The sequence below is a fragment of the Achromobacter kerstersii genome, from assembly GCF_902859595.1.
Taxonomy (GTDB): Bacteria; Pseudomonadota; Gammaproteobacteria; order Burkholderiales; family Burkholderiaceae_B; genus Achromobacter; species Achromobacter kerstersii.
In genome coordinates this window covers 1-22531 of the sequence record NZ_CADIJQ010000023.1, presented here as the reverse complement: position 1 = coordinate 22531, position 22531 = coordinate 1, and the positions used below count along the sequence as shown (strand labels likewise).

26 protein-coding genes and 2 pseudogenes are annotated in these 22531 nt (G+C 64.1%); 23 read left to right on the top strand and 5 right to left on the bottom strand.

Translation table 11 applies throughout. The annotated features are described in order from the left end of the window. From HV765_RS31300 to HV765_RS31290, 3 genes and pseudogenes are all read right to left on the bottom strand, one after another. Window positions 1-524, bottom strand: a pseudogene (locus HV765_RS31300) (hypothetical protein); the annotation flags it as partial. Between the two features lie 24 nt (window positions 525-548). Next, window positions 549-1286, bottom strand: coding sequence for a toxin co-regulated pilus biosynthesis Q family protein (locus HV765_RS32095; protein ID WP_175172130.1), 738 nt, complete (start codon window positions 1284-1286; stop codon window positions 549-551). Between the two features lie 596 nt (window positions 1287-1882). Further along, a complete protein-coding gene (locus tag HV765_RS31290) occupies window positions 1883-2209 on the bottom strand; it encodes a hypothetical protein (protein ID WP_056559994.1) in 327 nt (108 codons plus the stop codon). Between HV765_RS31290 and HV765_RS32090 the strand changes: the two genes are divergently transcribed. Next, window positions 2208-2333, top strand: a complete 126-nt coding sequence (locus HV765_RS32090) for a hypothetical protein (RefSeq protein WP_276529738.1) — start codon at window positions 2208-2210, stop codon at window positions 2331-2333. The genes HV765_RS31290 and HV765_RS32090 overlap by 2 nt on opposite strands. A gap of 839 nt (window positions 2334-3172) precedes the next feature. Here the strand turns inward: HV765_RS32090 and HV765_RS31285 are convergent. Beyond that, a complete protein-coding gene (locus tag HV765_RS31285) occupies window positions 3173-4183 on the bottom strand; it encodes a helix-turn-helix transcriptional regulator (RefSeq protein WP_175172129.1) in 1011 nt (336 codons plus the stop codon). Window positions 4184-4294: 111 nt separating this feature from the next. Between HV765_RS31285 and HV765_RS31280 the strand changes: the two genes are divergently transcribed. The 3 genes from HV765_RS31280 to HV765_RS31270 all read left to right on the top strand — a co-directional run bounded on the left by HV765_RS31280 (window position 4295) and on the right by HV765_RS31270 (window position 6177). Further along, the gene (locus HV765_RS31280; RefSeq protein ID WP_175172128.1) at window positions 4295-4903 is read left to right on the top strand and encodes a glutathione S-transferase family protein; all 609 of its coding nucleotides are present in this window, start codon (window positions 4295-4297) and stop codon (window positions 4901-4903) included. A gap of 85 nt (window positions 4904-4988) precedes the next feature. Further along, entirely contained in the window at window positions 4989-5552 is a 564-nt protein-coding gene (locus tag HV765_RS31275) for a hypothetical protein (protein WP_245636433.1), read from the top strand. Window positions 5553-5727: 175 nt separating this feature from the next. Next, entirely contained in the window at window positions 5728-6177 is a 450-nt protein-coding gene (locus tag HV765_RS31270; RefSeq protein ID WP_100856778.1) for a PA2169 family four-helix-bundle protein, read from the top strand. A gap of 122 nt (window positions 6178-6299) precedes the next feature. On the opposite strand, the gene HV765_RS31265 is transcribed toward HV765_RS31270, so the two are convergent. Beyond that, on the bottom strand, window positions 6300-7373 hold the full coding sequence (locus tag HV765_RS31265) for a S24 family peptidase (RefSeq protein WP_054426709.1): 1074 nt from the start codon (window positions 7371-7373) through the stop codon (window positions 6300-6302). 71 nt (window positions 7374-7444) lie between these two features. Between HV765_RS31265 and HV765_RS31260 the strand changes: the two genes are divergently transcribed. The 19 genes and pseudogenes from HV765_RS31260 to HV765_RS31170 form a co-directional block, all read left to right on the top strand. Beyond that, complete coding sequence (locus HV765_RS31260; protein ID WP_054426710.1) at window positions 7445-7684, top strand: transcriptional regulator; 240 nt, start codon at window positions 7445-7447, stop codon at window positions 7682-7684. After that, entirely contained in the window at window positions 7681-8562 is an 882-nt protein-coding gene (locus HV765_RS31255; RefSeq protein ID WP_054426711.1) for a DUF1376 domain-containing protein, read from the top strand. The genes HV765_RS31260 and HV765_RS31255 overlap by 4 nt, the downstream gene beginning before the upstream one ends. Beyond that, window positions 8549-9232 carry a hypothetical protein gene (locus HV765_RS31250; protein ID WP_054426712.1) on the top strand — a complete coding sequence of 228 codons (684 nt, stop codon included), beginning with the start codon at window positions 8549-8551 and terminating at the stop codon, window positions 9230-9232. The genes HV765_RS31255 and HV765_RS31250 overlap by 14 nt, the downstream gene beginning before the upstream one ends. A 140-nt stretch (window positions 9233-9372) precedes the next feature. Beyond that, window positions 9373-9783, top strand: coding sequence for a hypothetical protein (locus HV765_RS31245; RefSeq protein WP_175172127.1), 411 nt, complete (start codon window positions 9373-9375; stop codon window positions 9781-9783). After that, on the top strand, window positions 9780-10061 hold the full coding sequence (locus tag HV765_RS31240) for a hypothetical protein (RefSeq protein ID WP_054426714.1): 282 nt from the start codon (window positions 9780-9782) through the stop codon (window positions 10059-10061). Before HV765_RS31245 ends, HV765_RS31240 begins: the two co-directional genes overlap by 4 nt. Before the next feature lie 89 nt (window positions 10062-10150). Then, the gene (locus HV765_RS31235) at window positions 10151-10675 is read left to right on the top strand and encodes a phage neck terminator protein (RefSeq protein WP_175172126.1); all 525 of its coding nucleotides are present in this window, start codon (window positions 10151-10153) and stop codon (window positions 10673-10675) included. A gap of 62 nt (window positions 10676-10737) precedes the next feature. Beyond that, window positions 10738-12096, top strand: coding sequence for a DUF3383 family protein (locus tag HV765_RS31230; protein WP_175172125.1), 1359 nt, complete (start codon window positions 10738-10740; stop codon window positions 12094-12096). Window positions 12097-12109: 13 nt separating this feature from the next. Further along, on the top strand, window positions 12110-12538 hold the full coding sequence (locus HV765_RS31225) for a phage structural protein (protein ID WP_054426717.1): 429 nt from the start codon (window positions 12110-12112) through the stop codon (window positions 12536-12538). Further along, window positions 12538-13023, top strand: a complete 486-nt coding sequence (locus HV765_RS31220; protein ID WP_175172123.1) for a phage tail assembly chaperone — start codon at window positions 12538-12540, stop codon at window positions 13021-13023. The genes HV765_RS31225 and HV765_RS31220 overlap by 1 nt, the downstream gene beginning before the upstream one ends. Further along, window positions 13020-13169, top strand: a complete 150-nt coding sequence (locus tag HV765_RS31215) for a hypothetical protein (RefSeq protein ID WP_175172110.1) — start codon at window positions 13020-13022, stop codon at window positions 13167-13169. The genes HV765_RS31220 and HV765_RS31215 overlap by 4 nt, the downstream gene beginning before the upstream one ends. A gap of 2 nt (window positions 13170-13171) precedes the next feature. Continuing rightward, complete coding sequence (locus tag HV765_RS31210) at window positions 13172-15499, top strand: tape measure protein (RefSeq protein ID WP_175172122.1); 2328 nt, start codon at window positions 13172-13174, stop codon at window positions 15497-15499. An 8-nt stretch (window positions 15500-15507) separates the two neighbouring features. Continuing rightward, window positions 15508-16131 carry a phage baseplate protein gene (locus HV765_RS31205; RefSeq protein ID WP_175172120.1) on the top strand — a complete coding sequence of 208 codons (624 nt, stop codon included), beginning with the start codon at window positions 15508-15510 and terminating at the stop codon, window positions 16129-16131. After that, window positions 16128-16460 (top strand): phage baseplate plug family protein, encoded by a 333-nt coding sequence (locus HV765_RS31200; RefSeq protein WP_054426721.1) that lies wholly within the window; start codon window positions 16128-16130, stop codon window positions 16458-16460. Before HV765_RS31205 ends, HV765_RS31200 begins: the two co-directional genes overlap by 4 nt. After that, window positions 16447-17394 carry a phage protein gene (locus tag HV765_RS31195; RefSeq protein ID WP_175172119.1) on the top strand — a complete coding sequence of 316 codons (948 nt, stop codon included), beginning with the start codon at window positions 16447-16449 and terminating at the stop codon, window positions 17392-17394. Before HV765_RS31200 ends, HV765_RS31195 begins: the two co-directional genes overlap by 14 nt. Further along, complete coding sequence (locus HV765_RS31190) at window positions 17391-18086, top strand: Gp138 family membrane-puncturing spike protein (protein ID WP_175172117.1); 696 nt, start codon at window positions 17391-17393, stop codon at window positions 18084-18086. Before HV765_RS31195 ends, HV765_RS31190 begins: the two co-directional genes overlap by 4 nt. Beyond that, window positions 18086-18454: a contractile injection system sheath initiator gene (locus HV765_RS31185; RefSeq protein WP_175172115.1), complete on the top strand. Its 369-nt coding sequence runs from the start codon at window positions 18086-18088 to the stop codon at window positions 18452-18454. Before HV765_RS31190 ends, HV765_RS31185 begins: the two co-directional genes overlap by 1 nt. Before the next feature lie 24 nt (window positions 18455-18478). After that, entirely contained in the window at window positions 18479-19930 is a 1452-nt protein-coding gene (locus tag HV765_RS31180; protein ID WP_175172114.1) for a hypothetical protein, read from the top strand. Next, window positions 19930-20595 carry a baseplate wedge 1 family protein gene (locus HV765_RS31175; RefSeq protein ID WP_175172112.1) on the top strand — a complete coding sequence of 222 codons (666 nt, stop codon included), beginning with the start codon at window positions 19930-19932 and terminating at the stop codon, window positions 20593-20595. The genes HV765_RS31180 and HV765_RS31175 overlap by 1 nt, the downstream gene beginning before the upstream one ends. Beyond that, a pseudogene (locus tag HV765_RS31170) lies at window positions 20595-22531 on the top strand (hypothetical protein); the annotation flags it as partial. The gene HV765_RS31175 and the pseudogene HV765_RS31170, both read left to right, overlap by 1 nt.

Sequence of the window (22531 nt, the reverse complement as noted above, 5' to 3'; positions counted from 1 at the left end):
ACGCCTTGGGGCAGGACGGGGCCTGCGATCCGGTCGACGGCAATCCCGGGTACAAGGGCTGGAACCAGCGTGTCCGCCGTCGCGGCAGCAAAGTTCGCACTTGCTGTAGCACCGCCTTGTTCTACCGCCAGGCGCGGAAGGAAATACTCGGCCGGCAGCAAAGCGTCGGCAGACACGTGGGTGAGGATTCCCGTTGCGAGTTGGATGCGGTCGGCAAGGGTTTTGAGGTCGGCCGCGCTGTTTTCGAACAGCAGCGTCGTGTTGACGTTGGCGCGCAGCGCCGGCGGCAGGGTGACATCGCGGGCAAGCGGTTGGGGCCGGCCTGCGATCCATGGCAGTTCGACGACCTGGCCTTTGGCCCGGTCGGTGTCGCCTGCCATGCCTTTGAAGGCGTCCATAGCGAAAGCGCCCTTTGAACCTTCGTGGTCAGCACGGGCGCTGACGCGGTCTGTCGATTGGAGCGCGGAGCAGCCAGACAGCGCTGCAAGCGTCAGTGCGGCCGCTACAGTGCGGTATGCAGTCATGGGTATTCCTGGTCAGCGCCACGGCTAGGATTGCGTGGCTGGGGATCGGTTGCAGCTGCGGGTGAAGGGCAACATGCGCAGGACGCGGTTGCCGTAGAAGCAGGGGCGGATAGGCGACTCGCCCATCGCGACCGCCTGGGACAGCGCCTGTGTGGCCTCCCGGAAGGAGGCCACCTCGAACTCGGCCGGGGCCTGTATCGGTATGTCGAAATTCAGTTCCCACTGGTCAGGCCCAAACGTCCAGTTGGCGTCGGACGCCCAGCGCACAAGCGCTTGGCGGACCGTCCCGTCCTGCGGGCTGACGCGCCAAATTTGCTTGGGAGGTTCCACGATTTCCGGTTCGGCGACCGGCTCCGTCGAAGCGACCTCCACGGTGATGACAGGGCCGGGCGCCGCCGCGACCTGCTGCGGACTTGTGCCCGCCTCAGTGGCCTGTGCCGTCGTCCCGGCAGCTGGTGCCGGCGTCGCGGTAGAGCTGGCGCCAGGGGCAGCAGCAGCTGCATTGCTAGCCATCGGCGACGTGGCGCTTGCGGGGGACGCTGGATCTCCAAGCTTGGGCGGCGCTTCCGGCACCGGGATCGGGGGAATGTCCGCCGAAGCCAGAGCTGTCGGCGATTTACCGGGTAGAACGGTGCGCGGATCCGCGTGGTTGATGAGGATTCGTCCGGAGTCCGGAGGTGTCGGAGGGGCAGGCGGAACGAATCCGCAGGCCGAAAGGAGGCAGGCCGCCGAGAACACGGCCGCCAAATGGAAAGCTTGCATTGGGAATACTCCGTAGGGAGCTTGGCGAGTTCGCCGGGAAGGGGATGGTCGCGCCTGCCAAGAAGCGATGCCGAATTGGCAGCGAACAGACGAGGCCTGGCGACAGGAGCTGCTCAGCTTGCGCTAAGGCGCGGGGCGGCTTTTGAACAGGATTGCCTCAAAGTCCTTCGCCTCCAGCCGGGGGCTCATGTACTGAGCCTTGTTGACGCCGGGCGACACGCGGCCGTCTCCGTCGACTCTCCGTTTATATATAGAGTCCGCAATTTCAATCGCTTGCCTTCTCGCTGCCAGCGTTCACATGCCGACGACGATAGGTACATCACGACATAGGCGTCGTCATCTTCAGCAATCTTGATGCCCCAATCCAATCCGTCGGCCGAGGACCAAGTATCGCGGTCGAGGTTCTCTCGTATGAGCTGCGGAAGAGGAGGCAAGGGGGGAATAGGACGACGAACCAGGTCCGCCGGACGTGGGAGGATCGTAGGCAGATCCAGTACAGGCTGCGCCAATACGGTCTGTGGCAGAAGGAAGATCGAAAGTAAGAACAGGCGGAAGGCAGCGTAAGCAGTTTTCATAGACCGAAGAGTTTTGAGGGGTTACGGGGCAGTCCAGGGCGTGATGCCTTGACGGTCCAGTTCTAGGTGAATGGCGCGGAGGTCTCCCGGGGAGGTAATCCTCCGTGTAAGCAACAGCATTTCCACCAAAAGGGGCAGTAGAGACTCGCCGGGTTGCCCCCCAACCCCGCCGTCCAGCAGGGTGAGGCGCAGTTGCGAGACGTGTTCGGCGACCTGGTCGTCGATTTCGAGCCGATCCCGCAGATACGCGGAAAGCGTCATCCCTCGTACCGCAGCGGCCTGCTCGTACCGCCGGCGAGCGGCGTCGGACAGTCGAAACGTAATCGGGCGTTCAAGCAGGGAGCGCATGAAGCCGGGCCTCCTCTACGACGATGTGGCCTATGGCCTGGGCGAACGCCTGTTTGAAGGCGTCCCGCCGGATTCTTCGTTCGAGGGGCGAGTCGGCTTTGCCCTTGCAATGTTCGATAAATAGCTGGTCGCGGTACTGAGCCGGGCTCATATCTGGGGCCGCTTCGAACCAAGTACGAGCAGCCTGGCGGGCGTCGCGCGCAGTAGACGGAAATTCAAAGGACGCGAGTTGACCGCGGAACGCGATTGCGTCCGCATGGGGTATCGACCTCATATGGGAGCTTTCCTGGGGATGCTCTGTCGGTGGATTTCGACAGGTATTAATAGCTCGCTGGAGGCCGGACGGCCCGACGGAGCAGGGAAGAAGAACCGCTCTACCGCAGGGGGCAGAGCCAGTTTAGTTACAGCAGCTTACGGGCAACCTTGTGCCCAGATAACTGATGTGGAGACGCTGCGGACTAGATGCTGGGCCTGGGCTAGAAACGACAATCAAGCCGGTCGGTTGACTGTTGTCGGAGGGCCTGGATGTCGTCAATTTTTTTCAACGGGCCTAAGGAAAGGCTCATTAATTGGTGAGCTACGGGGAGTTCTTGTTGAAAACTGATTGGCCGTAAGGTATTGAATAATAAAAGGAAAGCTTCCCACTGGCATGGGATTGTGATTCCAGTTGTCGTGGGTTCGAGCCCCATCAGCCACCCCAAAGAATTCAAAGAAATCAGCCGCCTAGAGCGGCTTTTTTCTTGTCCGCCGTTTCTGCAATGGTGGCATGAACAGCGATTGGCGGCATCGGTCAGGCACTGCTCTTGATCTTCACCAAGCGCCGGCGTTCCATTTGAAAACCCGCACCCCATGATCGCTCATGACGCGGAACAACTCGGGCGCGTTAACACTAATTGAGCCGATGAGTCGCCGGTAATGCGGCAGTTGGCCAAAGCCGAACAGACCGAGCAGGTCAGCTAAGCACTAATCATTCGCCGCCGCCGGGCCGTCTGCCTGCTGCGGCGTAGCGGTATCGCGCCGTTGCAGCATGCGGGCGACCCGTTCGCTCGCGATCTGAAAGCGCTGCGCCAGGGACGCCGGCGCCAGCACATCGAATTCCACTTCCAGCGCCAGCAGCCAATACGTCAGCGCCTCCAGCGACTGGCCGATGCAGCGCAGCAGGCAACGGCCATCGTCTAACGCCTCGACCTGGCCGGCCGACGCGGGAATGCGCGCGGCAATCACCGCGTGCGGCGCATGCAGCACGATGCTGGCCTCTTCGGCGTTGGGCGCCTGGCCCACCGCCCGCGTCACATAGGCGCGCAGGTTGCCACCTTCGGGCGGCGGACGCGGCGCGAAGTGCGCGCCCAGCGCTACCGCGCTGGTGATTCGGTCGAGCCGGAACGTGCGCCAATCGTCGCGCGCCGGATCCCACGCCACCAGATACCAGCGATACCCCGTGTGCGCCAGCCCCTGCGGCTCGACCTGACGCGTGCTGGGCTGGCCGCGGCTGTCCGCGTAGTCGAAGTTGACGCGCAACTGGTCGCGGCAGGCGGCGGCCAGCGCGGCCAATAGTCCCGCATCGATCACCGGGCCGCCGCTCGGCAGCGGCACGATGGCCGACCGCAGCGCGTCCACCTTGTGGCGCAGGCGCGTGGGCATCACCTGCTCTAGTTTGACCAGCGCTCGCAGCGCAGCTTCTTCCACGCCACCGACCGTGCCCGTGGCCGCGGTGCGCAGCGTGATTGCCACCGTCAGCGCCTCGTCGTCGTCCAGCAGCAGGGGCGGCAGGGCGTTGCCCGCGCGAAAGGCGTAGCCGCCCGCCACACCGCTGCTGGCCTGGATGGGGTAGCCCAGTTCGCGCAGCCGGTCGATGTCGCGGCGCAGCGTGCGCGGATGCACCGCCAGGGTCTGCGCCAGGTCGGCGCCGGCCCAATGGCGGCGGGTCTGCAGTAGGGAAAGCAGGCGCAGGAGGCGGTTGCTGGAGCTGAGCATCGGTCAACGATAGCCTGTATCAAGGGCGGAAACTGTCCGCAATGGATTTTAAAGTTCGTCCGTCGTCAGCGGCCATGGGGCCGCGGCACTCCCCCAATCCGGAGCTTGTCCATGTCTATCGTTTTCCATTGGTACCCCCAGTCCAGCGCCTCCCCCATCGCCTGCGCCCTGGCCGAACTGCAGGTCCCACACGAACGCGTCAAGGTGGATATCCAGGCCGGCGAGCAGCGCCGCCCGGAATTCCTGGCCTTGAACCCCAACGGCAAGGTGCCGACCCTGACTGTGGACGGTGCGCCGCTGTTCGAAGCCTTGGCCATCCACCTGTGGCTGGGTGAACAATGGGGCGTCGAGCGGGGCTTGTGGCCCGCGGCCGGCACTTCGCAGCGGCTGGCCGCCATGTCGTGGTGCACGTGGGCCTACGTGACGTATGGCGCGGTGGTCTCGCGCCTGTATGTCGTCGCCCACGGCGACGAGCAAAGCCGCGATGCCCGCCAGGCCGAGCGGGCCATCGCCGACCTGGATTCGCTATTGGGGCTGCTGGATGCACATCTGACGCGCCAGCCGTGGATGGTGGGCGACAAGTACTCGCTGGCTGACCTGGTGGTGGCGTCGGTGGTCGGCTACACCGCCTTTCTGGGCGCACCGGTGGCCGCCCATCCGAAGGTGCAGGCATGGCTGAGCACGATCAAGGCCAGGCCGGCGATGCAAGGCGAGGTCTGAAGCGACGGCGGGCCTGAGCAACCCAGCGCGCCATGTGGCCGCGCGTGTGCGCGGCCGCGTCCAAGCCGGCTTGACGCACTATGGTATGAACCGCCTGCATCGTGTCCGCGATTTCCTGTTCTGGCCCGATTCACTCAAGTTCTTGCCCTGGCTGCCGTTAACGCTGATACACCTTCATACGCCCACGGAAATCAGCGCCATGTTTGATTGGATCTCTCTTGCCCTAACCATCATTGCTCTGATTGCTTGGGCAATCCATCGCCAAAAGAAGCGGCATGACGCGCTGTTGGCCAAGTTTCGCGAACATAATCAGAGACTCGGTACGTCCTTTCCTGAAAACAGTGTCGACAGCGAACTGATTCTTAGCGATAAGGACAAAAAGGTCGTCATGGCGTTCGACCCCCAAACCCGAAAACTCTGCATGGTATCGGGGGCGAAGGATCCGGGCGAGGTGCTCGACTTTTCCTACATCAGGCAGTGGCAGTTGAAATGGACCGAGGTTTCAGGCAACGGTGGGCTCGCTTTCAAGGATGTCCATTTTGCCTTTTCCACAAACGACCTTAAAAGGCCATTGCTTCACATCGCCGTCCCCGGCAAGGGCTATGGAGATACGTGGAATAGCCGCCTTGCAATTCTGATGGGCGCCTAAGGGACTCCACGCCTTGGCGGCATCTTGATTCACGTTCCAGGCTTATCCGCACCGCGACGCAAACCGCAAACCTGAAGGGCCTCCACCCGCATTCAAGTCACCCCGGGAATGGAACTTGCTGTAGTCATGTTCCCCAAGCCGCCCACGCGGCTTGATTGATCCTAGGAGACCGGACATGGCTGACAACGTCATCAAGACACTGAACCACCTCATCGAAACCTCGAAGAACGGACAAAAGGGCTTCGAAGCCGCGGCCGATGACACGAAAAACCCCGAGCTGCAGCAGCTATTCAGGAACCGGGCGCAAGATTGCGCCGCGGGGGCCGCGGAGTTGCAAACCGTGATCGCGCAGTTGGGTGGCGTGCCTGAAGACAGTGGCACGGTCGCGGGTGCGGTGCATCGCGGCTGGACCAACTTGAAGGCCGCCGTGGCCGGCCGCACCGATCTGGCCATTTTGGAAGAGTGTGAGCGGGGCGAAGACGTGGCCAAGGCGGCCTATGCTGACGCGCTGAAGGAACCGCTGCCGGAAGAAATTCGCGTGATCGTGGAACGGCAGAATGCCGGCGTTGTGCGAAATCACGATCAGATCCGCGACCTGCGGAATCGCTACAAGGCCGCGAAGTAACGTGGTGCCGAGGCTACACCTACGAGCGCCCCTGAAGGTGTAGCCCGGGTGTAGCCCCGGTATAGCGCGGTCGCCTGGCGCGACAGGCGTGGCATTTAGAACCAGGGCGCCGCAGCGCACCCCTACAGCAAGCGCTCATCCACCCCATTGCGCAAGTCATAAGGCGACCACAAGATCCGCCCGACGATGCGAACCTCGCATCCGTCTTCTTTCTCCAGCGCAAAAGGCGTATAAGCCGGGTTCAACGACTTGGCCAGCCAGCCGCCTTCGCGTTCGCGCGCGATGCACTTCACGATCATCTTGCCGCCCTGGTTGATGGCGTAGACCGTACGCGGGTCGATCTCGCGCGGGTCGGTGATGGGGTCTTCAAAAAACAGCATGGGTCCGCCGTTGCGAATCACGGGTTCCATGCTGTCGCCTTGCGCATACACGATCTTCATGCGGCTGATCGGCAGCTTGAACGATTCCAGAAATGAACGGCGCAGCAGAATTTCGCCGATCTCGGTCTCGTGATAGTTCTCGATGCCAAGCCGGCCAGCGGCCAGGCGCACATCCAGCTCGGGGATGGGCATGAATTCCTGGTCGTTGGCGGAATAGCCCGCGTGGGCGACGTGGCCGACGTTGGCCGCGGTGCTGATGCGCAGCGCCTGCATGCGTTCGGCCTGATGTGTGGTGATGCCGTCCGGATCCCAGGGCGCTGCCGACACGGGCGCCATCGGGAATTCATCCGCGACGGCGTCGATATTCAAAAGGGTGCCGCGCTTGGATTGCGAGGACTTGGATTGCGCGGCCGCCGCCTTCGTCTTGACCCCCATCTGGCCCAGTGCCAATAGCAGCGCGCCTTCCAGACGCTTGAGCTGATCGTCGGCCAAGCCTTTGATAAGCGACTGCGGCACCGAAGCAAAGGGCCACGCCACGTCAGTGGCCGGGGTGGCAAGCGGGGCGGCTGCCGATAGCGATGCGGCCTTTTTAGCTTCGGCCGCCAATCGCGGGCTGATCGCAGCCAGTGTGCAGCCAAACCCTTCGGCGTAAGCCATGGCCGCTTCAATCCCAATGGGACGGCGGCCGGTGATGTGCTGATAAATCATCGCCTGGCCGCCCTTCACGTGGTGGTCACGAGCAAAGGCCGCGCGGTTCACGCCTTCAAAGCGTGCGCGCAGCGCGGCGGCTTCCTCTTCGATAGTCCACATTTTCATATAGCAATGCTATGCAAATTAAACTATAGCATGGCTTGCTAATGAGATGTAGCGTCGCTATAGTTTTGGTAATGAACCTACATGACTATTTCGATTGCGAGGGAGCCATTACCGCTGCGGCGCTGGCTCGGCGCGTGGGGGTATCGCCCGCGCTGGTCTACCAGTGGCGCACCGGGCGCCGGCCGGTGCCGGTCAAGCACTGCGCCCTGATTGAGCTGGCCACGTGCGGCTGGGTCACCCGGCGCGACTTGCGTCCCACGGATTGCATTCGAATCTGGCCGGAGCTGGCCGAAGGGCTGAAGGCGCAATGAACTACTACCCCCATCACATTGGCGATTTCAATAGCGCCACGCGGCACCTGACGCGCATCGAACGCAGCGTCTATCGCGACTTGATTGAACTCTATTACGACACCGAAGCCCCTTTGTGCGGGGACGTCGACAAACTCTGCCGCCTGTTGATTGCGCGGTCAGACGAAGAGCAGGCCGCGGTGGTCCAGGTGCTGGGCGAATTCTTCGTGGACACCGAGCAAGGCTGGCGGCATGCGCGTTGCGATGCCGAGATTGCCCGCTACCACGGCAACAAGGAAGCGAAGTCCGCGGCCGGTAAGGCCAGCGCGGCCAAGCGGGCGCGGCAAGCTTGCCGGCAAGTGAACGCGGCGGAGGATGTGGCAGAGAAAGCGGCAGAGAAATCGGCAGTAGAGGCAAAGGTGGAAGGCGTGGAAGGCGGGGCGGGCCAACAGCCGTTGAACACCCGTGCAACTAACCATGAACCAGAACCAGAACCAGGAACCCAAAGCCAGAAAGAAAAGGAACCCCGGTCGTGCCAGCGCACTCCAGGTTTTGACGCTACCGCCATTGCCTTGCCCGAATGGCTGGACCGCGCCGATTGGACCAGTTGGGTAGCGGATCGCAAGGCCCGCAAGAAGCCGATTACGGAAGAGGGCGCGCGGCGGCAATTGCAACAGCTTGCTGCCTACCGCGCCGAGGGCATTGCCGCCAGTGCGGTCATCGCACACAGCATCGCCAGCGGCTATCTCGGGCTGTACCCACCGCGCGATAGGCCGCGCACCGCCGGAAGCAGCCGCGTACGGCAACGCGCCGACTGGTCATCTGAACTGCGCAGCGTGTTGGCCGAAGGCCGGGGACGTGGCGAGATCGACATGGGGGTGATCGATGCAAGTCGCTGAATCGTCCGCCAGCCTGGGCGCGCTGGTCGTCAATGAAATGCACCTGCTGTATGGCGCCAAGTTCGCGCAGCAATGGGAAGGCCTGACGCCGCGCGAGTTGAAGGATTCCTGGAATCAAAAGTTATCGGGGCTGACCGAGGCGCAAGTCAGGCGCGGGCTGACCGCGTGCCTGACGCGCGAGTGGCCGCCCACGCTGCCCGAATTTCTGAAGCTGTGTTGCCCGTGGTTGATCTCCGAACTGGCCTATCACGAAGCCGTGCGCGGCGTGTCGGCGCGGCGGCGCGGCGAGACCGGTGATTGGTCGCACCCGGCGGTGTATTGGGCGGCGGTTGGCGTCAGTACGGTGGACCTGCTCAACAGCAATTACGGCGCTATCAAGGCGAGGTGGGAAAGGACCTTGACCGAGGAGCTGAGCAAAGGCGCGTGGCCCGACATTCCGCCACCGCGCGCGGCACTGCCCGCGCCAGGCCAGACGCTGGCCACGCGCGCACAAGCAGAAGCCGCGCTCAAAAAGATGGGGGCGGGAAAGCTGTTGGAGCCGCGCAGCCGGTCGCATCGCGAGTGGATTGATCGATGGGAGGCGCGCATCGCGCTTGGCGGTCACCCCACCAAGGCCATCGCCGAGATGCTGACGCACGCCAGGCACACCACCAAGCCGGAGGGCGCATGACGCGGGTACACGAATCGAGATGCGAAGCGGGACAAAAAATGGGACCCAAAGCGGAACACAACGCGGAACACAAAAAGGGATGCGACACGGGACACCAAAGCGGTTCCGCGATCCGCAAACAAGAACGAGGCAACAAGACAATGGAAGCAAGGGCAGGCACGCAAGCAGGCTTACCGCGTTGGGTGGAAGACGAAATTCGCAATTGGGCAAGATCGCAATGGGAAGGCGACTGGCCGGGCCCGCGCCGCATGGCGCAAGACGCGCCGGACGTGTGCGCGTTTCCGCCGCTGCCGGGTCACGATGACGACGATGAGCCGCTGCGCATTCCGGTGAATCATGAACGCGCGCGCCGCGTGCATGCTTTGTATGAAGCGTTGCCGCTGGTCGAGCGGCGCGTGGTGCAGGCGGAAACCACCCGCCGCGCCGACTACGGCGATCTGCCCGCGCATCTGCGTCAGGACAAGGCCTGCCGCGTCATCGGTATCACGTTGCCTTACTACAAGGTGGCGTTGGGCAGTTTCAAGCAACAGGTCTGGAGGGCATTCAAATGAAGTACGCGCACGAAGTTATTGATTTGCTGGCGGCATATCCGGGGCGCGAGTTCAGAATGGCCGAGATCCTGCGGCACGTCAGTCGTGGCATCCCGTTGGCGCCCGCGTCGCAAGAAGCCATGCGCCGTGGCGCGCGCCGCGTGCTGGACCACTTGCTGGATGCGGGGCATGTGCAGCGCTGTGGCGGCAACACCAAGTCTGCAACCTACGCGTGGTCGGAATTGGGACACGCACTTCATAAAAACCATGCCCATTTGGGACCGGATTTGAGACAATAGCTCCGGGCCATTGCGCCCACACGAAATGCAGCCCGCCCGCCTAAACGGTTCGCGGGCTTTGTTTTTTTCAGACCTGAAACCGGACTTCCATGACGCCCGATAACGCAATTCTTACGTTGGTGACGGCCGCTGCGGGCGGTGTGCCCGTCGTCTCGTCCGACGACGCGCAATCCAGTCCGCAACCGCCCTACATCGCGATGGCGGTGCGTTGGGTACAGACAGGCCCCGCTGAAGCCGGGCCGGTTGACGACGATGGCAATCAGCCTGTGCATGACCACCGCGATGCGACCGTCGAGCTGCGCAGCGTGGGCGCCGCCGCCTACGCTGCGCTCGACAAGATGGGCCTGACCTTGCGCCATCCCGTTTATGAGGAGCAGGCGGAAGCGCTGGGCCTGGCGCTGTTTGACGTCGGCCGCATCGAGCGCGTGCCGCGTGAAAGCGCGGGCGCCGCCAGCGAGCGGCTGGGTGTGCTTGAGCTGGGCATCCGCTACGCGCAGACCTATACCGATGTTGTCGGTGTCATCGAAACCGTGACCGGCACGATCACCACGACGGGCGGGCTCATGCCTGCCCTGGAAACCTCTTTTTCCGCGGAGACCGAGAAGGCGACGTAGCGCCCCAGGTCTTCTTAACGCAGTCCCGCCGCCCTTGGGCGGCTTTTTTTTTGGAGCCGCAAATGGCAAAAATCGACCGGATCGTCAATGTGGCGATCTCGCTGAACACCACGGCGATCAAGGAGCAGAACTTCTCTGACATCCTGATCCTTGGCGCGCATGCGCTGGCCGTCAACCGCGTCTTGGTGGTGACCGAGCCGGGTGAACTGCTGGATCTGGGCATGTCGCCGAATGATCCTCTGTACATCGCCGTGCGCGATGCCTTCAAACAGATCCCGACTGTCGCTCGCGTTTTCGTGGGCCGCCGTCAAGTGGATGCATCGCGCATTTCCGTGACGCGTGCCGCTGTGGCCGACTACGCCGTTTCGCTGTCGTGGCGTGATGCCGCTGGCGCCGTGCAAAAGGTGGACGTGAGCGTGTCGGGTCTGGCCGAGAGCACCCCGCAGACGATCGCCACCGCGCTGGCTGCCGCCATCACCGAAACCGATGCGCCGGTAACCGCTACCGCGACGGGCGCCGACGTTGCCGTGACCGCCAGCCAGGCCGGCCAGGCCGTCGCCATCGCCGTGAAGGGCAATGTGCAATTGGCCGCACCGGTCAGCACCGAAACCCCGTCGGCCGCCTTGAACGCCTGCCTGCGCGAGAACGGTGACTGGTACGGCGTGTCGTTGGCCAGCCGTGTCGAAGCTGACGTGTTGGATGCCGCTGAATGGGTGGAATCGAACGAGCGTCTGTTCGGCGTGTCCAGCGCACAGGCCGGCATCATCGATGCCGCCGTGTCCAGCGACATTGCCTCCCAGTGCCAGCAGAAGCAGTTCTTCCGCACGCACGTCTGGTATCACGGCCAAGCTGCCAGCGAAGCGCTGGATGCCGCCGTCGCCGCCAACCGCTTCACCTTCTATCCGGGCGGTGAAACGTGGGCGAACACGCGTCTGTCGGGCGTCACCTATGACAGCCTGACTGAAGGCCAGGCGCTGGCCGCGCACGCCAAGAACGCCAACACGTTCGAGCAGATGCGCAACTTCGCCGTGACGCAGAACGGCAAGGTCGCCGCCGGCGAATGGATCGACGTGATCCGCGGCCGCGACTGGCTGGCCGAGCAGGTGAAGATCAACGTCGCGTCGCAGCTGATCAACGCGAACGGCAAGGTGCCGTACACCGACGCCGGTATCCAGATCCTGGTCAACGGCATTCGCCAGGCGCTGCTGCTGGGCCAGAGCCGTGGCCTGGTTGCACCCGACGAGATCGACGACGCCGGCCGCAAGATTCCCGGCTTTGTCATCAACGTGCCGCGTGCAGCCAGCGTTTCCACCAACGACAAGGCCAACCGCATTCTGCGTGACCTGACGTTCAGCGCCCGCCTTGCCGGCGCCATCCATGTTGCCGAAATCAAGGGCAACCTCACCTACCAACAACTGTAATCGGGGCCTACTCATGTCCGTCAAAACTTACGCACCCAATCAGGTGAAGATCGTGATGGGCGCGCTGCCCATCTCTGGCCTGGCCGAAGACACCTTTGTCACCGTGACCGAAATCGGCGAAGGCATCGCCTCTGTGGTCGGCGTCGATGGCGAAGTTGCGCGTTCCATGTCGCGCGATTCGCGCCTGCGCATCACGCTGACGCTGATGCAGACCAGCGCCAGCAACGCCGCGTTGACCGCGCTGCATCAGGCCGACCGCGCTACGGATGGCAACGGCGCCGTGCCGATCTCGGTGACCGACTTGCGTGGCACGTCGCTGCACGCCTCGGACTCGGCGTGGATCGTCAAGATGCCCGACGCGGGCTACGGTGCCAAGGTCGGCAGCCGCGAATGGTCGATCGAGACCGGTCCGGCCATCAACGTCATCGGAGGCAACACCTGATGAGCGCCATCAAGGAAGTGACCATCGGTTCGACGGTCTTCCGGGTCTCGCGGTTTGATCCGTTTCGCCAGCTGAAGCTGTTGGGCGACCTGCAAAAGGAAGTGCTGCCGGCCGCGGGCTCGATGTTGACCGCCGTGTTCGGCGGTGACGGCGCGGCGCAGGAACGCGACGAAAAGGCGATGCTGAACGCCTTTCGCGAACTGTCGGTCAAGCTGGGCGGCGACAGCCTGGCCAGCTGGGCCGAACGGCTGATCGACGCGGAACTGGTCACCTTCGAGCTGGCGGGCCGCGAGCCCCAGAAGTTGACGCCGGCGCATCGCGGCCTGGCGTTTGGCGACTATGCCGAAATCCTGGAGCTCTTGTTCCACATCCTTGAGCACAACTTCGCCGGCCCTTTGGCGCGTTGGGCCGGCCGCTTTGGTCCGGCCCGCGCCAAGCTGGCGAGCCTGTCGGGCGGTTCGACGCCGGCTTCGAAAGAGAGTTGATCATCTGGCGGCCCATCCTGGCCCGCCATGTCAGCCTGGACGCCGTTAAACGCGGCGATGTCGACCTCCTGGACATCCTGAAGCTCAATGCGCTGATGGATGCCCAGGCGGCGGCCCAGGCTGCGGCAGAAAACAAGGCGAGGTAACGATGACCGTTGTACGAGAACTGGTGACGCTGTTGCGCTACCAGGTGGATGATTCCGGGCTGAGAACGTATCAGCAGGCGTTCGAGACGATGTTTTCTTCGATGGTGCGAGCAAGCGCTCAGGCCAGCGCGGCCATCAGCCAAGCCTTGGCGGGTGCGCTGCCGTCGGTGATGAATGCGCAGCAGACGGTAGGCGCCATGGTTCAGTCGCAGCGGCAGGGGGTATCGGCCGCGCGGCAACACGCCACGGCGCTTGGCGGCCTGCGAGGCGTTGTTTCTCTGACGCTGGGCGGTTCGCCCTTGAAGCGCATCTTGAGCGACATCGACGCGTGGGCGCAGACGCAGATGCGTCTGCGGCAAGCGGCCGGATCGGACGCGCAGGCGTCCGACGCCGACCGCGACCTGGCGCGCCTGTCGCGCTCCAGCCGCACGCCGTATGCCGATAACGTCGATACGTATGCACGCACTCGGCAGGCCCTGGAAGATCAGGGACGCTCCAGCATTGACGCGTCCAGCATCACCGAAGCGGTGGCGTTGGGCATGAGCTTGTCGGGCGCACCGGCGCAAGACCGTAGCGGAGTCGTCGCATCGCTGCTGAAGATGATCGAGCAAGGCAAGCTGGGCATGGAGGAATACAACGCCTTGCCCCGGCGCATGCAGGATGCGCTGGCCGCGGGCTTGGGCGTCAATCGTGGCCAGTTGCGCGAGCAGGTGCAGGGCGGGCAAGTAACGGCTACCCGCGCCTTGCCCGCGCTGGAATCGCAGTTGCCCAAGATGCGGGCGGAAGCGGAAAGCGCGCCGGCGTCCATCACCAGCGCGATGACGGTGTTCAACGACGCCATGCAGCGCTACTTTGGCGAGACGCTGCCGATGGGCCGTGCGGCGCTATCGGCGGTGACGGCATCGATTCAATTCCTGGCCGACAACATCGACGCCGTCGTCAAGCTGCTGGCGTTGGCGGGGACCAGCTTGGGGCTTGTGGCGCTGAGCAACTGGCTCCGCCAAGCCACCGTGCAGTCTGGCGGCTTGCTGCGATCTCTGGTCGCCGCCACCCGCGTGGCCTTGGGGCTGGATGGCGCGATGGCGCTGCGCAGCGGGCCGGCAGGCGCGATGCAGATGCTGTCGGTGTGGACGCGGACGCTGGCGCCAATGCTTCGCATGGCCGCGGTGCTGATGACGATCTACTTGATCGGCGAAGACATCGCCAATTGGCTGAGCGGGGGCGACTCCGTGCTGGGCGGCTGGATCGGTGGCGTGGAGCAATGGCAGGACGAGCTGGATGCCGTGTCGGGTGTGCTCGGCGTTGTGAAGGATCTGCTGGTAGGCGCCGGGCAGACGCTGGGGCCGTGGATCGCTCAGTTTGGAACCATTGCCATTTTGGCCTATGGCCTGTGGCAGATGCTGTCGCCCATCGGCAGCGTGATCCTCTCCATGGCGAAGATCGCCGTTCCCATGCTGTGGAACGCATTCCTGTACCTGGCCACGACCATCATCCCGCTGCTGTGGAACGGGCTGATGTGGGTGGCGACGACGGCGCTGCCGATGTTGTGGAACGGGTTGCTGTACATCGCGCGGTCCGTCATCCCGATGCTGTGGAACGCGTTTGCCATGACGCCCATTGGCCGGATCATTTCCGCCATTGGTGTGCTGGCGCTTGCGTTGTGGCAGATCTGGGAAAACTGGGATGAGATCCAGGCCTATATCTCGGCGTCCTGGGACGCGCTGATGGGAATCGCGCACGACTCCTTCCTGGGGCCGGTGATGGAATACATCTCGGCGATCTGGGCGTTCTGGAGCGAACTCGTCAGTGGCGTCGTCGCCGCGTTCACGGGCGATTGGGACGGCGCAATTGCCCATTGGCAGGGCGCCTTCAGCGGCTTGTGGACGTTCTTCTCAGGCATGGGCGGCCGCATGATCGCCACGGTCAAGGAGATTGGCGCCGCGATTCAAACGTGGGTGCTGGATAAGGTTCAGAAGGCGAAGGAGTGGTTCAAGAGCCTGGTGCCGGGCGGGTCGAAATCTGACAAGCAAGCCTCCGCGACGGATGCGGCAGGCGCCAAGCCAGACCTTGCGCCGGAATGGATGGCCGTGGCCAGTGGCGCTGTCGTTCCGGTCGTGCCGCCTGCGGTTGTGGTCGGCCCCGCGTCGAACCTCGGCCGCGCGCCGTTCTCGTACCAGAACCGCAACGACATCGTCGTCAACGTGACGGGGGGGGAACCTCAAGCCGTCAGGAGCGCTGTTGAGCGGGGCGTCGGCTTGGGCTTGCAACGCAACCTTTCCGACGTGGGCAGAACCTTCGACCTGCCGGCCCCCGTCGAGATGGTCGCCTAGGAGCAGCAATGAACTTTGTTTCCATGATCTTTGGATGGAATGGCGGCAGCAGCATTGGCGCGTTGCCACTGGATGCGTTGGTGGGCGAGAAGACGGCACTCAACAGCCGCGCCACCTCGTATGCGGTGGAAGACGGGCCGCCGGTTTCGGACCACGTGGTCCAGGAATCGGAACTGCTGACGCTCGACGGATGGGTCACCGCCGCCGATATCACCTTGCTGGGGGGCTTGAATGCGCGGGGCGCGTTGGGTGGCATGGGGGGCTTGGGCGGGGCGTCAACGGACGTGGGCCGGTCAAAACTGATCGGCGCCAAGGACGCCTTGCGCAAGATCCACGCAGACCGCCTGCCCATCACCATCACGACCGGACTCGATGTCTATGAGAACTTCGTGATGGAAAGCTGCTCCATTGGGCGCAGCAATGGCGGCGGTGATCGCTTCGAGGTATCCGCCACGTTCAGGCGCATCCGCAAAGTGACCTTGCGCCAGGCGGACATTCCCCCCGAGAAAACCTCGGGCAGCGCCACGGGAAAAGCTGGCACGACAAAACAGAACGCCGGCAAGACCAGCGGCGTGCCGGCCACCCCGAAGCAGCAGGGCGGCATCTTTACGACAAGGCAAATCCCGACATGATCCAAATTCCGATTCCGGACGTGAACGACAGTCTTACTGAAGTCGATCTGGACGGCCTGACCTACTTCTTGCGGCTGTCCTGGAACAGCGAGGCGGAACTGTGGACGCTGTCCATCGAGAACGCCTACAACGAGCTCGTCGTGGCGGGCATCGCCGTGCTGCCGGGTACGCCGTTGCTGTCGGGCTACCGGCACTTGACGGTGCCGGCTGGCGAACTGGTGGCGCTGGCGCCTGACCGTCGCGACACCATCAGCCGCGCGGCGCTGGCCTCAGGTGAAGTCGCGTTGATCTACGTGGATGCGCAGGAGATGGCGGATGGCCAGATTTGATCGGGTTTACCGCTTGCTCGTGGGCAAGAGCGGTCAGAAGGCGCTAGAGATCGTGCCGCCCATTCGGCTGACGTTCGACATCGCCAAGACCGCAGGGGAATCCCCCAACGACGCCAAGATCACGCTCTACAACCTGGCGGCGGGTACGCGTGGCGCGCTTGAAGAACCGAACCTGCGCTGCGTGCTGTACGCGGGTTACGCCGAAGAAGGCGGCCCGCTGTTGATGGCCTCGGGCAGCGTGGTGTACGCCTACACCCGATTTGAACAGCCGGATGTGATTACGGAGCTGACGGTCAAGGACGGCTATATCGAAGTGCGCGACACGGCGGTGTCGATCGGCCTGGGGCCGGGCGCGCAGGCCAGCGCCATCATCCGTGACATTGCCCGCCAAATGGGCTTGCCGCTCGTCATGGCGGACGACGTGCCTGACCGCCGCTGGGAGCAAGGGTTTTCTTTCTACGGCGCGGCCCGCACGGCGTTGCACAAGGTGACGCAGGGCACCGGGCTGGAGTGGTCGATTCAGAATCAGCAGCTACAGGTGGTGCAACGGCTGGGCACCACGCGGCGGCAGGCCGTCGTACTGGCAGTGGACACGGGGCTGCTGGGCCAGCCCGAGCGCACGCGTGAGGCGGCCACCGAGAAGGCGGCATCGAAAGGGCCAGCGAAAGGGCCGGCGAAGGCCGCTGAACCGGCAACGGCCGCCAGCGCCAAGCCGGCAAGCGGCCAGCAACAGCGTGACGGTTGGAAGGTGAAGTCGCTATTGCTGCCGACCATCAGCCCCGGCGACCTGGTCAAGGTCGAGAGCCGCACGGTTGGTGCGTGGCAACGCGTCGAAACCGTGCACCACACCGGCGACAGCGAGGGTGGCGATTGGCAGACCGAATTGGGGCTGGTCGACCGCTATGCGCCACCGAAGAAAAAGGAAAAGACATGAGCCAAGCAGTGACCCTGGTGCGCCGCTTGATCGCGACGGAGCTGGCGGACGTCTATACGACGCTACCCGGTGAAGTGGTGGCCTACGACGGCGTTTTCGTGACGGCCAGGCCGACGTTGGCCAAGCGGCTCGCCAACGGTGAAACCTTGCCGCCGCCGCAGATCGTGCGTGTGCCGGTGTGCTGGCCGGTAGGCGATGTGAATGGCGCACGTGCGCTGATCTCGGTGCCGCTGAAGGCGGGCGATGCGATCAAGCTGTCGTTCTCCGCGCGGGCGCTTGAGAACTGGCTGGCGGGCGATAACGGCCCGCCCGACGACCCGCGCCAATTTGATTTGTCGGACGCCTTCGCCTCGCCGCTGCTGCGGCCCGGCACGATGGCGGCCGACACGCAGAACGTCTGCATCCAGTACGGTCCCGGCATGTTGAAACTGTCGCCCGCCGGCGACCTGACGTTTCAGGTCAAGACCTGGACGGTTCAGGCCGAACAGACAACGTTCAATACACCGGTGACGGTGAACGGCCCCTTGACCTACACGCAAGGCATGGCGGGCGAGGGCGGCGAAGGCGGCGCATCCATGCGTATCCGGGGCGGCGTGGCGTACGAGGGCGGCGCCATCACGCACAACGGCAAGAACATCGGCGACACCCATCGCCACGCCTATGCGGGCGGCATCACGGAGAACCCTGTCTGATGGCACTCGACCTTGCGCTATCCGCCGACCACGATCTAGATCTGGATCTGCTCGGCCGCACTTCATTTGTGGACGGCGCCGAACGCATCGCCCAGCAAATCAAAACCACCTTGCTGACTTTTCTGGGCGAGTGGTTCCTGGACACGACGTTTGGCGTGCCGTATTTCGATGACGTGCTGGTGAAGTCGCCGAACCGGGCCAGCATCGAAGCCATCTTCCGCGCGCGCATTCGCGCCGTGCCGGATGTGGCCCGCGTGCGCGGCCTTGAGCTGCAAATTGAACGCCAATTGCGCGTGCTACGTGTCACCTATGACGTGGACACGGCAGCAGGACGGCTCGAACGAGTCGTTGAGTTGCGCACGTCTTAACCCCAATCTTTTTTCGAGGTACCTATGGCCTACGGTGTCACACCGGACGGGTTCGTACGCCCGCGCCTGCCGGAAATCCGCCAGGAGATCGTGGCGGACCTGCGCGCCCGCATGCAGTCCGCCGGCTTCAATGGCGCGGTGGAAACCCGCCCCGACAGCATTACCGGTCTGTTGATCGATACGTTCGCCGAGCGCGAAGCCACGTTGTGGGAGCAGGCGGAAGGCGTGTATTACGCGATGTACCCCGGCTCGGCGACGGGGGTGTCGCTGGATCGCGCGGTGTCGTTTACTGGCGTGTCGCGGTACCGCGACGAGTCCTCGCGCGCCTATGTGGTGCTGTATGGCGCGGCGGGCACGACGGTGCCGGCGGGCGCGCAAGTACGGCATCGCGTCAGCCAGAACCTGTGGGCGCTGGAAAGCGCCACGCAGATCCTGGCCGGCGCCGCGGCGGACGTGACCCTTCAACCCGCGGTTACGCCATCCAGCGCCTACATCGTGTCAATCGACGGTGCGGCATATTCCTATACGTCGGGCACGACGACGAACCTGCCTCAGATTCTGGCGGGGCTGGTCACGGCGTTGACGCCTAGCGGCCTGGCCGTATCCAGCGATGGCGCCTCGGTACGCATCCATACGGATGGGCGCAGCGCGGCGGCGTTCACGTGGTCCGGCAACTTGTCTCTGATCCGTTTAGGCTCGCCGGGCCTTGCCGTGACGCTGGGCGCATCGACGGAAGGCGCGGCGGTGGGTGACTTGAACGGCATCATCACGCAGATCGACGGCTGGGAAGCCGTGGGCAACCTGCAAGCGGGTGTGGCGGGGCGCCTGGCGGAGAACGCGGCGGAGCTGCGTGCGCGATATCCCACCGGCCTGTTCCGGTTGGGCGCGGCGACGCTGCCCAGCATCGCGCCCAATGTGCGCGACCGGGTGGCTGGCGTGCGCACCGTGAAGGTGTTCATGAACAGCACCGACACGCCGGATGCGCTGGGCCGGCCTCCGCACAGCGTGCATGTGGTGGCGGACGGCGGCCTGGATGACGAAGTGGCCGACGCGATCTTTCGCGTGGTGGCCGCCGGCATCGACACCCATGGCAAGCAGCAGGTGGTGGTCAAGGATGAGGACGGCGCGGACCACCTGATCCGCTTCGACCGGCCCGAGCGTGTCTACCTGTGGGTGCGCTGCGCCACCACGCTGCTGTCGCCGGCTGAGCAGGCATTTCCGCCAGACGGCTTTCAACGCATTGCCGAGAACCTGGCAGCCGTGGGCGACGCGTCGAGCATTGGCGAAGACGTCATCCTGCAACGGCTCTACGGCGCCATCTATCGCACGCCTGGCCTGGCGTCGGTGGATCTGAAGCTGGCGTTCTCCACCAACCCCGCGTTCACGCCCACGCCGGCCGACTACCGCGCCGCCAACGTGACGATCCAGGACTTCCAGGTGGCCGCGTTCGACTTGTCACGCATCGAGGTGACCTGATGGACTTGAACCAAGACCATGGGCAAGTTGCGTGGGGCCACTGGCTGGGCCAGTTCCAGACCAAGCGGCGGCTGGAGGCGCTGGTCCGCGCACTGCTCAAACCCGCCGATGGCCTGCAAGGCGCGCTGCGTTCCCTGTACGAGGACCGGTGGCTAGAGACCGCGGTGGGCAAGCAGCTCGATGGCATCGGCGAGATCGTGGGCTTGCCCCGCGTCATTGATGAAGCGATCTACATCCGCTTCTTCGGCTTCGAAGGGCAACCGAACGTCGGAGGCTTCTCCGACGCCCGTTTTCGCCGCGCCAACGAACGAACGGTAGCCGGGTCGACGTCCTTGCTGGACGCCGAGTACCGCAAGCTTCTGTACTGGAAGATCGCGCTGAACAACGGGCACGGCACCACGCCGGAGATCGCTTCGTCGCTCAAACCGATCTTCGACGTGAGCCGCGTCGTGGTGCAGAACGCGGGCAACGCAAAGATCCGCATCTGGGTCAGCCGGATTCCCGGTCCCAATGACCCGCTTATGGCCAACCCCTATAAGTGGGTACCCCAAGCCGCCGGTGTCGGCGTGCAACTCATTACCGGCTCGACCGACAAGCCTTTCGGCTTTAGCGAGCAAGGTTTCTTTGGCTTTGGCGTCGGCGTGCTGGCGCGAGGAATCTACTGATGGCAGACCCTACTTTTTTCGACCTTTTCAACTCGACCTGGGCGCAAAACGGCCTGACCGAGGGCATCACCGACCTGCAATACAAGACGGGTTGGTCGTACATCGGTTCCGTGCCGCCCTCTGTCGAACAATTCAACAAGGTCCAGCAGACCACCGACGAACGCCTGGCCTGGCTGTACAAGCAGCTGGACGGCCTGGCGGCAGTCACGGGCCGTCCGCTAGCGGCCACGGGTTTCGACGCACTGAGCTACGCGCAGCAGAACCTGAACGCCACCAACCTGAAGACCGGCACGGTGCCTGTTGCGCGCTTGTCGGGCACGGCCACCGCGCTGACCGCAGGCGCCGCGCAGAAGCTGGCCACGGCGCGCACCATTGCAGCGACCGGCGACGCAACGGGTTCGGGAACATTCGACGGTTCCGCCAACTTGTCGGTGGGCCTGACGCTGAGCAGCACCGGCGTGACTGCGGGCAGCTACGGCAACGCCAACGCGGTGCCGACGTTCACCGTAGACGCCAAGGGCCGCGTGTCGGCAGCCGGCGAGGTCGCAGTCGGTAATGCCGCCACCGCAACCAAACTGGCGACGACGCGTTTGTTCTCTGTCACGGGCGGCGCGACGGCTGGCGGCGTGAGCTTTGACGGAACCGGCAACGTCGCGCTTAACGTGACCGCGTTGGACGTGTCGAAAGCCACCGCCGGCACCTTGCCGGTGGCGCGCGGCGGCACGGGCGTGGCGACGCTTGCCGCAGGCTCGTACTTGACCGGGGCGGGCACGGGCGCGCTGGTATCGCGCACGCCGGCGCAGGTGCTGGAGGATATTCAGGCACTGCCGAAGGCGGGCGGCGAGGTTACGGGTCCGGTGGTGTTGGGCACGGGCGCGGCGATCGGCTCGCAGTATGGCGTGAACACGTCGTCGGGACGCACTGCGCACGTGCTGTTGCCGGATGGCGGCGCCTATTCGACCAACACTGCCACCGTCGCGGGCGCAATTAAGATCACGCTGCCTGCTGCGGCTGCTGCGGCTGTTGGCGTGAACACGATGCTGCGCTTGCGCGTGGATCTGTTCGAGTACCTGGACGGCGTGCCGCCTGTGTCGCTGTTGATTCATGGTTATGTGCAGACGACGAAGGCGTGGGGGCGTTGTGGGGCGACGGTGCTGGCCGGTAGCGCCGCGTCAGATATTCCCGTTCGCTTCGGGTCGGACGCGGCTGGTGTTCCGTGCATCTGGATCGGCGACACGAACAAGTCCTGGTCATATCCGACGGTGACGGTGGCGGAGGTTCAGGCCAAGTACAACGCGTCGGGCGCAACCGTTGCCGCGTGGAGTACGGGGTGGAAGGTGGAGCCGGTCACGGCGTTCGAGACGGTGTCGCAGACGGCGGCGGTGAGTAATCTGGCCTTTGCCCGTTCAGATATTGCGCGAGTGAGCGGCTTGCAGGCGGCGCTGGACACTCGCGTACCGGTCGTATCCCTGGCCAACGTGCCCACGACCAACATCGGGCCGGTTCTGATTGCAGAAGCGGCGGAAGTTTGGACTTGGGTTTCCACCAGCTTCTATACCGGCTACCGCTCCCCGCTTTGCGGTCGGCCGATGGACGGGCACACCGTCACGCCATTACCTAACGAAGTGGACGCGGTGGGCGGCGTCCTTCAGAAGTCCGCTTACGCCGCGCTCTGGGGTTACGCGCAGGAAAATGGCCTGGTGCTCACGCAGGCCAATTGGGAAGCGCGCCGGGGAGGGCACTACTTCGTCAACATTGACGCGAACACGTTCCGAGTCCCGGATTTGCGCGATATGTTCCGTCGGTTTACGGGAACTGACGCTGACACTGCAAATGCAAGGGCAATGGCCAGCCGCCAAGTTGACTCCAACAAATCGCACGCCCACGCGACATTGGTACAGCGATCCGGCGGCGTGTCTGGATCGCAGATGCCTGT